The sequence below is a fragment of the Psychrobacter jeotgali genome, from assembly GCF_904846315.1.
Classification (GTDB): Bacteria; Pseudomonadota; Gammaproteobacteria; order Pseudomonadales; family Moraxellaceae; genus Psychrobacter; species Psychrobacter jeotgali.
The window spans coordinates 2,068,947-2,081,189 of record NZ_CAJHAF010000001.1; the positions used below are offsets into that span (position 1 = coordinate 2,068,947).

Consider the following 12,243-nt stretch of genomic DNA (forward strand, 5'->3'; position numbering starts at 1 on the left):
AAGCTTTAGTTGAGCCTGAACCAGTGGTCGAGCCCGAGCCTGAAGTCGAACGTGAATCTATGGAGTTCGATGTTATCGTTGTGGGTGGTGGACCTGCCGGTCTGTCAGCCGCTATTCGCCTACGTCAACTGGCTATCGAAGCAGGCAACGATGAGTTTATGGTGTGTGTAGTCGAAAAAGGTTCTGAATTCGGTGCCCACATCTTATCTGGAGCCGTTATTGAGCCGCGAGCTTTGAATGAGTTGATTCCAGATTGGAAAGAGAAAGGGGCACCATTAAATGTGCCTGCTATTGAAGATCGTGTCTATATGTTGAGCTCCGCTACGCGCTCAACCAAGCTTATGGATTCAATCGTTCCAGCGACTATGCACAATGAAGGCAATTATATTGTTTCACTAGGCAATGTGGTGCGTTGGCTCGCTGAACAAGCAGAAGAGCTTGAAGTTATGATGTTCCCAGGCTTCCCTGCCGCTGATATCATCTATAACGATGATGGTTCTGTAAAAGGTATCTTGACTGGAGATATGGGTGTTGCCGCTGACGGTGAAGCCAAACCTAGTTTTGAGCCCGGTTATGAGCTCCTAGCCAAGTATACTATCTTTGCTGAAGGCTCTCGTGGTCACCTTGGTAAGCGTCTAATCAGTCGCTTCAATTTAGATGCTGATAGCGATCCGCAACACTACGGCATTGGCCTTAAAGAGCTTTGGGAGGTTTCACCCGAAAAGCATGAAGAAGGCGTGGTCATGCATGGTTCAGGCTGGCCTTTAACCGATACCAACTCCTCTGGGGGCTGGTGGTTATACTTTGATGAAGGCAATCAAGTGAGTTTCGGTATGGTCATAGACCTCTCCTACTCAAACCCTTATATGTCACCATTTGATGAATTACAGCGCTTGAAGCTCCATCCATTGATTCGTAACATCTTAGAGGGCGGCAAACGCATCTCTTATGGCGCTAGAGCTTTGACCAAAGGCGGACTCAACTCCTTGCCAAAATTCACTTTCCCAGGTGGGGTTTTAGCGGGTGATGATGCTGGTTTCTTGAACCCTGCTAAAATCAAAGGCACACATACCTCAATGAAGTCAGGTATGCTGGCCGCCGAAGCTATCTTTGAAGCGTTGCAAGCAGGTCGTCAACATGATGATGTGATTGCTTATAGCACTATGTACAAAGAATCATGGCTCTATCAGGACAATTACGAATCTCGCAACTTTGCACCGGCGATGCATCGCATGGGTCAATGGATGGGAGGGGCTTTTACCTTTATCGAGCACAACTTGTTACGTGGCAAAATGCCTCTAACTATCCATGATAATTTACCTGACTACGATCAGCTCGAGCGTGCCGCACTTGCCTATCAGCCCGTTTATCCCAAGCCTGATGGCAAGTTAGTATTTGATAAGCTCTCATCAGTGTTTATCTCTAACACCAACCACGCTGAGGACCAACCAGCGCATTTAAAGCTGACCGATCCTACTGTGCCGGTTTCGATCAACCTTCCATTATATGCAGAGCCTGCACGTTTATATTGCCCAGCTGGTGTTTATGAAGTGGTCAAAGACGCAGAAGGTGCTAAGTTCGTTATCAATGCGCAAAACTGCGTACACTGTAAAACCTGTGATATCAAAGACCCTTCACAGAATATTACTTGGGTAACTCCTGAAGGTGGCGGTGGTCCTAATTACCCTAATATGTAAATGATCCGCTATAATTACAAACGGACAAATCGCCTCAACCAAAAGCCCCGCTCATATGAGTGGGGCTTTTTATGGTTTACCGCTAACAACACCAATTAGTCTTTCCAAGCTTCGCGATTGGCCTCGTCTTTTAGTTTTACAAAGTCATCAGGATCAAAAGTAATTTGATCGCCTGTTTTGCCTTCTTTAACTTGACGCTCATAATCACGCAGTATTCTAAGCGCTACGGGAGATAAAATTAGAATCGCTACCAAGTTGGTTAAAGCCATCAAGCCCATTGATAAATCCGCAAAGTTCCATATCGCAGGTAAACTGGCAATCGCACCAATAAATACCATACCTAGCACTAAAAGGCGGAAAACCATAATCATAGCTTTGGCATTTTTACTGCCTGAAATAAATTCAAGATTCGACTCGCCATAACTATAGTTAGCAATAATGGAGGTAAATGAGAAAAAGAAAATAGCAATCGCTACAAAAATAACACCCCAATCGCCCACATACTGAGATAGAGCCAACTGGGTCAACTGGATCCCTTCTTGCTCAACACTTGGATCTATCACACCAGACAAAATGATGATTGACGCTGTTGCTGTACAAATCACCAAGGTATCCATAAACACCCCTAGCATTTGCATAAAGCCTTGTACAGCGGGATGGTCAGGATGACTTTTGGCGGTTGCTGCTGCATTGGGCGCTGAGCCCATACCCGCTTCGTTAGAGAATAGACCCCGCTTAATACCGTTTATAATTGCTTGGGCGATACCGTAACCTATCACTCCGCCTGCTGCCTGCTCAAAGCCGAATGCTGACTTTACAATCAATGCAATTGCCGCTGGAAACTGACTGAAGTTAGTAATGATAATAAATAATGCTAATAAGATATACAAAATAGCCATCACCGGTACCACCTTGCCAGCGATACGAGCAACTGAGCGCAGCCCGCCAAACACTACTGGCGCAACCAGTGCTACTAAAACTAAGCCTGTCATCCAAGTTGGGATACCAAATGCTTCATTAGTAGCTTGGGCGATAGTATTCGACTGCACCCCATTAAAAGCCAAACCAAAGGCAATGAGCAAACAGACTGAAAAGAATATGGCCATCCAGCGTTGGCCCAAGCCTTTTTCAATATAATAAGCGGGCCCGCCACGGTAGACCTTATCAGTATGCGGCACCTTGTAAGCTTGAGCCAAGGTTGATTCAATAAAACTGGTCGACATCCCTACCAATGCGGTCATCCACATCCAAAATACCGCACCAGGTCCCCCTAAATAAATAGCAATCGCTACCCCAGCTAAGTTACCGGTACCCACGCGCGCCGCAATAGAGGTCATCAGCGCTTCAAAGGAGCTGATACCGCCATCTTCTCGTCCTTGGTTAGAGACTAATAACAGTTTCCACATATGTCCAAAATGCCGGAACTGCATAAACCGTGTTACGATAGTAAAATAGATACCCGCCCCAATAAGCACGAACATCAATAATCCATACCATGGATTACTCGCTATCAGCCAATCGTTGTTACCCCAGATGACACTAACACCATAATCGACGATGCTGTTAAACCAATTCGCTAACCCTTCACCCATAATGTCACCTTCATATAATATTACTATTTTTCATAAGATCTAAAATTTTATAACGCCTACTAATTACACCTAATATTTCATTAACGTTACTTATTGTCATCAAATTAGATATGATTATCTATCTTTTGACTATTATGCCTACCTTGTGCTCACATAATAATCTTTAAGTCAGTTATATCAAGACAAAAAACGTTGTTTATTACCAGATTTTTTCTCGAAGCAATTACCAAAATAATTTTTGCTTATGCCTTTTCATTACACATTTCTGATCTAAATGGTAGATAAAGAATATGAGCTTCAAGGCAATCTCAAATACTAAACTCAGCTTAATTGGTGCCTAAGTATGCCATGAAGTAATTATTTCTATGAGCTTTAGACCATGAATAGTTAAAGCTTTCGTATTATGAAAATATCTAGTTACATAAAGTAATTTAAATTTATTTATTGTTAATTGAACAAATATTGTATATATTCTTAATAGCTTTAAGGTTATGACCCAGATTTAGCAAGTTTAATAGAATTCTAATAAGTCTGATTAATATAAATAGATCATAATTCTTAATTAGAAACTTTTGGCACAGTACTTTTGGTACGGTATAGTAATGATATAAAATGCTTTAGGAGCTTATCTTCAACCTAATAAATGATTAGGTTCTCTTAAGCTAAATCAACTAAGTCCAACCAGTTATTTAATGGAAAGTCTTATCAGGAAGATGAGACCGGTAAAAGACAGCGGATTGTCATGCCCCATCGACCCTCTCCTGCAAACTACCCCTTCTTGATAACTTTTAATGGCTTAAGACTTAGGTCCTATCTATTGTCATCATGTTTAAACTTTAGTAATACCTAATTTAGTAGTACTAAGCAGTACCGAGCTAACTATTGAACTTTGCTATCAGTATCAAGATAAGCTCTTAAAAGTATAATAGCTGCTCATTTTTTGGTAACTTTAGTTATCAATGCCAGTCGCTCATTTTATTAAAGCTGTTTATATCGACTGTTTTAACAATGATATAAATCTTATATTACTCTAGGTAATTAAAGCTAATTGGTAATAGTTGACTAGGCTCAAATCAGTAACCCTGTATTTATTTAAGGCAAAAGGAGTTGTCCTATGGAGAACCACAACGATCCATCCGGTTATTGGCGCGCTAATATCCGTCTTATTTTAGGCAGCCTAGTCATCTGGGCTTTATGTTCTTATGGATTTGCAATTTTATTGCGTCCCCTATTGGCAGGGATTAAAGTTGGAGGTACTGATCTAGGCTTTTGGTTCGCTCAGCAAGGATCCATTGGGGTATTTATCATCTTAATTTTCTTCTACGCTTGGCGTATGAATAAGTTAGATAAACAATATGGCGTAGACGAGGAATAGCCCCATGAGTCAATTTGTAATTAATATTATTTTCGTAGGTCTGTCCTTCGCTCTTTACTTCGGTATTGCAATTTGGGCACGCGCTGGTACCACCAGTGAGTTCTATGTGGCAGGCGGCGGTGTACACCCGGTTGTAAACGGTATGGCAACGGCTGCTGACTGGATGAGTGCAGCATCATTCATCTCTATGGCAGGTATTATTGCCGCTGGTGGCTACGGTGCCTCAACCTACTTAATGGGTTGGACAGGTGGTTATGTACTACTCGCCATGTTGCTTGCTCCCTATTTACGTAAGTTTGGTAAGTTTACCGTACCTGATTTCATCGGTGACCGCTTTTATTCAAAGACCGCTGCAATGATTGCTGTGGTTTGTCTAATTATTGCATCAACCACTTATGTTATCGGTCAGATGACTGGTGCTGGTGTCGCTTTCTCGCGCTTCTTAGAAGTTGAGAACACTACCGGTCTAATTATTGCTGCTGTCGTAGTTTTCTTCTACGCCGTACTTGGCGGTATGAAAGGCATTACTTATACACAGGTTGCGCAGTATGTAGTACTGATGATTGCTTACACGATTCCAGCTGTGTTTATCTCGCTTGAATTAACAGGCAACCCTATTCCAGGTCTAGGTTTATTCTCAAACCATGTAGAATCTGGCGTTCCGATTCTAACTAAGCTTGACCAAGTCGTTACTGACTTAGGTTTTACTGCCTATACTGCTGACGTACCGAACAAGCTCAACATGGTGCTGTTCACTTTGTCACTAATGATTGGTACTGCGGGCTTACCACACGTTATCATTCGCTTTTTCACTGTACCTAAAGTAGCTGATGCGCGCTGGACAGCGGGTTGGACATTAGTATTTATCTCACTTCTATACTTTACCGCTCCTGCAGTTGGTGCTATGGCGCGCCTAAACCTAATTGATACTATCTATCCACAAGGCGTGGAAGAACCTGCTATCAACTATGATCAGCGTCCAGACTGGATGAGAACATGGGAAGATACTGGTCTTATCAAATACAACGACCTAAATAACGATGGTCGTATCCAAATGTATAACGATAGTGGATTAGGTGCAGCTCAGTTAGCATTAGCTACTGCTGAAACTGAAGGCGGCGACGTTGCTGCAGCACAAAACGAAGTTGCAGAAGCACAGGCAGCCCATGATTTAGAAGTTGATGGCCGTTTTGCTAATGCAGGTTGGGCAGGTAATGAGCTTGATGTCAACGCTGATATCATGGTTCTAGCAAACCCAGAGATTGCTCAGCTTCCACCTTGGGTTATTGGTCTTATCGCTGCAGGTGGTTTAGCAGCAGCATTGTCAACAGCAGCTGGTCTACTACTCGCTATTTCATCAGCAATCAGTCATGATTTAATTAAGCGAAACCTTAATCCAAATATTACTGATAAAGGTGAATTGCAAGTTGCTCGTGTCACGATGGCTGTCGCAATTGTGGTCGCTACTTGGCTTGGTATTAACCCACCAGGGTTTGCCGCACAGGTAGTTGCGCTCGCCTTTGGTATTGCTGGTGCCTCACTGTTCCCAGCACTTATGATGGGTATTTTCTCTAAGCGTATTAATAGTCTCGGTGCTATTTGTGGCATGCTAGCTGGCTTGATTAGTATCTTAGTTTATATCTTTGTATTCAAAGGCTGGTTCTTTATTAGTGGTACTGCGAACTTCCCAGATACTGCAGAGTACTGGTTGTTCGGTATCTCGCCACTATCATTCGGTGCAATTGGTGCGTTGATTAACTTTGCCGTAGCGTTTGCTGTCTCTTATGCTACTGCCCCACCACCGGTACATATTCAAGAGTTGGTTGAAAGTGTACGTTCTCCTCGCGGAGCCGGCGGCGCAATCGACCACTAAGCTAGGTTATTGAATGATAGATATAATTTAAGTATCACTCACAGGCACCTGTTGCTTGTGAGTGATTTTTTTACCCATCGTTATTGTAAAACAGGGTGACAAAAGACTGTTTTGTTAACCATGATTATTTCGTTACCAACGTTTATGCCGTTAAGGAAATTTTATGCTTTATGAGTTTATTGCAACTATGGCCGCAGGATTTGGTTTGGCTGGAGTGGCGCTGATTATAACTCACCTCAGTAAGCTAGCCGGTAAAAAGCCCCCCAAAGGACTTGTGCCATTATTCGCCGCTATTGGGATCTTTGCTTTTCAAATACATCAAGAGTATAACTGGTACGATCAACAAGCAGAGCAATTACCAGAAGGAGTCACCGTTGTCAAAACGGTTGAGGAAACTGCATGGTTCCGTCCATGGTCATATATTAAGCCACAAATTGTCCGCTTTATGGCGGTAGATAGCGGTCAAGCACGTGCTCGAATAGACAATCAAAATATGTATCTAGTTAACCTATACCTATTTGAAAGACGTATGAGCGTTAAACAAATTCCACAAGTTATCGACTGTGCTACTCCAGCACGTGCCGATTATGTCTTACCTGCAGCGGATAGTACATTATCTATTGATGAGCATATTAACCAGACCACCAAATGGCATCCTTTAGCGACTGATGAACCATTATATATAAGTGTCTGTACCAATAAAGCTTAGACCCCAATAAATAAAGATGCAACGATAGTAAAAGTTTATTAGCATTTTGACAGATGTTTATTAGACAGTAATAGTATGAATACACAGAATGTAGATGATATTTTGAATATATTAATAACGGTTAATCGTGTTGGTATAGGCATGCTTTGAATTGGCTCCTAATAATAGGCCAATACCCAAACCACCAAAATGACCTGCGAATGATACTCCAGGCTGCGGCATCAAACCTTGTTTGATAGTAAGCCAGTAGCCTGTACCCATCACAATACAAGCTAGCAAATAGCCCCAACGTCTGGCAAATAAAGCCCCGCCGATCATAAATCCAAGCATTGCAAAACAAAGCCCAGAAGCGCCAATATGTATGGATAGTGGCGAGCCAATTATCCAAGTTACCACACCTGAAGCTACGATAAGCTTAACAATCGTGCGATAAGCATTATTTTCAAAAAGTCCAAATAAAAATAAGATTTGCAGTAAAGTAACAGTATTTCCCAACAAATGAGGGAAGTTACCATGCATAGTCCATGAAGCAAAAATACCCACAATACTACCCAAATCTACAGTACGGGGTACAATACCAAATATATTCCAAACACCAAATAATACGATCTCATTTAAGAAGAACATGCCCCACATTGGTATTAATACAAACGCATATAAACCAATAACTTGTTTTAGACGTGTCAATATTAAAGATGTTAGTTGCTGCACGTTCATATCTATCCTCTTTTTATTTAGACTAAACTTCTACTCACCTTTATTTTATTAACTAAAACCTTTATAGGTATACCACAGAATAACCTAATTTTTTATAGCAAAAAGTGGCTGGTTAACTGGAGTGAAATATAATGAATCTCTATCTTTCTTAATGTCAAAGTCACTATTAGCATGCAATAAAGAGGCTGAGTGATAAGGTACTAGCGCTGTAGGTATAAAGTGGCGGGCGGCATCAATATGTTTGATCGAATCATCAAAAAAGATATGCGGTGCAAAAGTCTTCAGTACCGCTGTCTTTTCTAGACCTCCTAAAAAGAATGCCATATCAAGGTCTACTCCCCATTCACGTAATGTCTTAATGGCTCGCAGATCAGCTGGGGCATTACGCGCTGTCACCAGTGCAATCTTCATCGGACAATCGTTTAGACGTGCAGGTAAACGCTCTTGTATTTTAGATAGTTTAATCAATAGCTCAGCATAAGGGCCTTTCTCAATAGGCAAATCACGCATTTGCGCTTCACGCTCATGAAAAGCTCGCAGGCCCTGTTGTTTATAGAGCAGCTCCCCTGAATCATCAAATAATACCGCATCACCATCAAATGCTATACGCAGCTGCTGGGTATCAAGCTCATAAGTATTAACAGGTGTAGCATCAAGTATCGCACACGCACATATATTAGCATCGGTTACTTGCTGAGCATCAGCATGATTGGTCGTCAAAAATAAGTCAACATTGAAATCAGCAATATAAGGGGCAACGGGGCTCCCGGATATAAAGGCTGAACGCGAAATAGTCAGGCCATTTTTGCGAATAGCATTTAATACTTGAATCCCTGTATCGGGGCTACTTTTAGAGACGATAACCACTTCGACCAAAGGCGTTTGAATGTCACTTCCTGGTTGCACGCAGTTATTACAGTACTTATTGAGGTTCAGTAAAGCTTCAATAAGCGGATAGCCTGCGCCAATATTCAATGGCTCATCTTCACGCTCTGCCATATAATCACGAAACTCTTTTACTGCTTCAGTAGGACGTTGCTGTAATAGTTTCAACAAATGATTTTCAGACTCCGACAAATCGAATAAAGCAGTTGCTGATATTGCAACTATAAGAGTATTACTAAAATCAACAGCCATAACTTTCTACTTGTATCTTTATTTATGAATATAAAAAAGGAATAAATTCTGCTAAGTTTACTACATTTATAGAGAGTTATAATGATAAGAAGCGTTATGGTAACGTCACTCTATTGCTCCATGACTAAACCTATAAAAAAAGCCATACTGTCATTACGACAATATGGCTATAAAGCTTAAGATTTTTCGTTTTACACTGCCCTGCAATAAATCCGTATGAATAATCTTAGTTTAACAACACTAAAGATATTGCTGGGAATGCTACCAAAATAACTAAGCGAATCAAATCTGAGACAATAAAGGGCGTTACCCCTTTAAACATATCACCAAGCTTGATATGGGGTGCCATCGCTTTGATTACAAAGATATTCATGCCCATAGGCGGGGTAATTAATCCCAGCTCTACAGTCAGCACTGCAATGATACCAAACCATACCGGATCAAACCCTAATGCTAAGATAATCGGGAATACAACGGGAATAGTAATGACTAGCATCGCTAAGGCATCCATAAACAGACCCAGCAAAAAATACATAATCAAGATACAGATTAGTACAATCATAGGGCTTACAGCCAAGCCGCCAATCCAAGTCGCTAGCGAATAAGACAACCGTGATACTGAGATAAAGTAGCCTAATGCCTCAGCACCTAATAGCATAAAGAAAACCACTGCAGATAATGCTAAGGTTTCAATCAATGACTGCTTAAGACCTTGTAAACGCATACCTTTAACGGCTGCATATGACCAAGAGGCGAAAGCACCTACGGCCGCTCCTTCTGTTGGGGTAAATAGCCCTAAAAAGATACCTGCTATAATAATAATGAAAATAAAGGTAAAAGGAATAAGACCTGTAAGTGAAAAAATCTTAGCTTTCCAAGAGGTTTTTTCACCGCGCTGTGCTAAGTGTGGCTTCCAGCGTACCATAATCATCACGGTAATAGAGTACATAACCATGCCTAAAATACCCGGCAAGAAGCCTGCGATAAACATGTCGCCAACCGATTGCTGAGTTAATACTGCATAAACCAGTAGCGCAATACTAGGCGGAATCATAATACCGAGCGTACCACCCGCAGCTAATATACCGCAAGCAAAGCCAGGCTGATAACCATACTTTTCCATTTGCGGCAAAGCAACACGGGTCATGGTAGAAGCCGTTGCCAAAGAGGAGCCTGATATGGAAGCAAAGATGCCGGAGGAGCCAATACCCGCAATACCTAAACTTCCTCTGACGCCTCCAAAAATAGTGCGGGTGGCATCAAAGAGTTTAGCCGCCATACCTGAGTGAGTGGCAAAGACCCCCATCAGAATGAATAGTGGAATAGCACTGAAATCATACTTAGCTAAAACGTCTACTGGGATATCTTTGAGCATTTGTAGCGCACCATCAGAGCTGGTAACTGCTCCAAAGCCTACTAGGCCTACACCTAACATGGCAAGCGCTACAGGTACCCTAACCACCACCAATAAGATCATACATACTAGACCGACTGCACCGATAATTTCTGGACTCATGCGCCTGTCTCCTCGGCGTCATAAAACTCGCCCGTTTTAAAAATATTGATAGATTCGATTAGTGAGCGAATAGCGAGAAAAATACTTAGGATAGCGCTTATACCATAAATAGGCATCATGGAAAGTCTTAGGTCTTGAGTGACTTTGCCAAACTCTACAGCGTCAAGAGCACTTTCATATAACCCCCAAGTGAAAACTACACCGATAACAAAGAACCCCATCATAAAAATGCCCATCATGTAGCCTTTTACAGACTGGGGCATCTTTTGGGTAAAAACATCCACTATGATTTGGGAGCGTTCAACGAATGCGGCAAAAGCCGCTAGTAATGCAAATAACATAAAATAGGAAACAATCTCAACACTACCCTTGACCGTAAAGCCAAACTCACCACCCGTTATCTTAAAAATATAACGGGCAGCAACGTCAGCAATAGTAACAAGAACAATGATAATGAGACTGATACCACCTATAAACTGACATAACCTGGAGATAAAGGTACTGATTCTGACTAAAAAAGCCATGATATGACGGTCTCCAGTTGATTAGACTTTACAGGCAGCACTAGCAGCTTTGGCTTTTTCATAAACACCATCAGCATCTAGACCTAAAGCATTAACGTCAGCAAGATATTTTTTTGTCCCTTTTTCGAGCGGGCCTTTCCAATCTGGGTCATTAAGTGGATCAGGAATCTCTACAATCTCATCTCCTTTATCTTTGGCAGCCTGTATCGCCATCTGATCATGCTTATCGAACACTTCACCGACCTTATTAGCAAGCGCCATTCCTGAGTTTTTATCCAGAACTTGTTTTAGATCATCGGGTAGGCTTTCATACTTATCCTTATTCATAGTAACCATGAGGGCTGAACTATAAAAAGGAATATTGGTATGATACTTGGTGATCTCATCAATTTTAAAAGCGGTTACTGCTTCCCAAGGGAAACTCAACCCATCAACGACACCACGCTGTAAGGAGGTGTACATATCGTTAGCAGGTAAACCGACAGGAGAGGCGCCAGCGCTCTCAATAATATCACCAGCGACGGCAGAAGGACGGCGAATACGCATACCTTTCATATCTGCAGGTGTTCGAATGAGCTTATTAGTAGTATGAAGTGAACCTGGCCCCGCACCATACATAAATAGCAGATGTGAGTCCTCGTATTCACCAGCTAAAGTGCCATCTTCATATAGAGTTTGTAGCATACAACCCATCTGTGTCGCTGAACTAGATAACCCAGGTAGCTCTGCAATCTGAGTTAGAGGAAAACGACCACTGGTATAGCCATGGGCTTGAGAACCAATATCGATAGTTCCTTTTGCAGCAGCATCATAAGTGACATCCGCTTTAGCTAGACCAGCTGATGGATACAGCTCAATCTTTAAGCGTCCATCAGAATCAGCTTCTACCTGCTGTGCCCAAGGTTCGAACACTTCTTTGCTAATAGAAGAGGTAGCTGGCCAAAAATGTGAGAAACGCAGAGTAGTGGTTTCTTGAGATGAAGTGGCGGTGCTATCTGTATTACTGTCAGATGGACCAGAACAGCCAAGTAGACTGACAGCAGCTAATGCACCAATAGAGAAAAGTGGAGCTAATTTCATTATCAATTCCTTTTGATAATTAG

The 12,243-nt window shown here is 41.9% G+C and carries 10 protein-coding genes; 4 read left to right on the top strand and 6 right to left on the bottom strand.

The genetic code is table 11. The annotated features are described in order from the left end of the window. Window positions 1–59 precede the first annotated feature (59 nt). On the top strand, window positions 60–1,697 hold the full coding sequence (locus JMX18_RS08465; protein ID WP_201588299.1) for an electron transfer flavoprotein-ubiquinone oxidoreductase: 1,638 nt from the start codon (window positions 60–62) through the stop codon (window positions 1,695–1,697). A 95-nt stretch (window positions 1,698–1,792) separates the two neighbouring features. On the opposite strand, the gene JMX18_RS08470 is transcribed toward JMX18_RS08465, so the two are convergent. After that, a complete protein-coding gene (locus JMX18_RS08470; protein WP_201586811.1) occupies window positions 1,793–3,289 on the bottom strand; it encodes an alanine/glycine:cation symporter family protein in 1,497 nt (498 codons plus the stop codon). Window positions 3,290–4,403: 1,114 nt separating this feature from the next. On the opposite strand from JMX18_RS08470, the gene JMX18_RS08475 reads away from it, so the two are divergent. The 3 genes from JMX18_RS08475 (at window position 4,404) to JMX18_RS08485 (ending at window position 7,246) form a co-directional block, all read left to right on the top strand. Next, window positions 4,404–4,664, top strand: coding sequence for a DUF4212 domain-containing protein (locus tag JMX18_RS08475; RefSeq protein ID WP_201586814.1), 261 nt, complete (start codon window positions 4,404–4,406; stop codon window positions 4,662–4,664). Between the two features lie 4 nt (window positions 4,665–4,668). After that, the gene (locus JMX18_RS08480) at window positions 4,669–6,537 is read left to right on the top strand and encodes a sodium:solute symporter family protein (RefSeq protein ID WP_201586815.1); all 1,869 of its coding nucleotides are present in this window, start codon (window positions 4,669–4,671) and stop codon (window positions 6,535–6,537) included. A 163-nt stretch (window positions 6,538–6,700) separates the two neighbouring features. Then, window positions 6,701–7,246, top strand: coding sequence for a hypothetical protein (locus JMX18_RS08485; RefSeq protein ID WP_201586817.1), 546 nt, complete (start codon window positions 6,701–6,703; stop codon window positions 7,244–7,246). A gap of 111 nt (window positions 7,247–7,357) precedes the next feature. Here the strand turns inward: JMX18_RS08485 and JMX18_RS08490 are convergent, their stop codons facing one another. The 5 genes from JMX18_RS08490 to JMX18_RS08510 all read right to left on the bottom strand — a co-directional run bounded on the left by JMX18_RS08490 (window position 7,358) and on the right by JMX18_RS08510 (window position 12,220). After that, entirely contained in the window at window positions 7,358–7,963 is a 606-nt protein-coding gene (locus JMX18_RS08490; RefSeq protein ID WP_201586824.1) for a rhomboid family intramembrane serine protease, read from the bottom strand. Between the two features lie 84 nt (window positions 7,964–8,047). Beyond that, complete coding sequence (locus JMX18_RS08495) at window positions 8,048–9,100, bottom strand: 5'-nucleotidase (RefSeq protein ID WP_201586826.1); 1,053 nt, start codon at window positions 9,098–9,100, stop codon at window positions 8,048–8,050. 226 nt (window positions 9,101–9,326) lie between these two features. Next, the gene (locus JMX18_RS08500) at window positions 9,327–10,616 is read right to left on the bottom strand and encodes a TRAP transporter large permease (RefSeq protein ID WP_201586828.1); all 1,290 of its coding nucleotides are present in this window, start codon (window positions 10,614–10,616) and stop codon (window positions 9,327–9,329) included. Continuing rightward, window positions 10,613–11,140 carry a TRAP transporter small permease gene (locus JMX18_RS08505; RefSeq protein WP_201586830.1) on the bottom strand — a complete coding sequence of 176 codons (528 nt, stop codon included), beginning with the start codon at window positions 11,138–11,140 and terminating at the stop codon, window positions 10,613–10,615. Before JMX18_RS08505 ends, JMX18_RS08500 begins: the two co-directional genes overlap by 4 nt. Before the next feature lie 21 nt (window positions 11,141–11,161). Beyond that, window positions 11,162–12,220 (bottom strand): TRAP transporter substrate-binding protein, encoded by a 1,059-nt coding sequence (locus tag JMX18_RS08510; RefSeq protein WP_201586832.1) that lies wholly within the window; start codon window positions 12,218–12,220, stop codon window positions 11,162–11,164. Window positions 12,221–12,243: the final 23 nt, after the last annotated feature.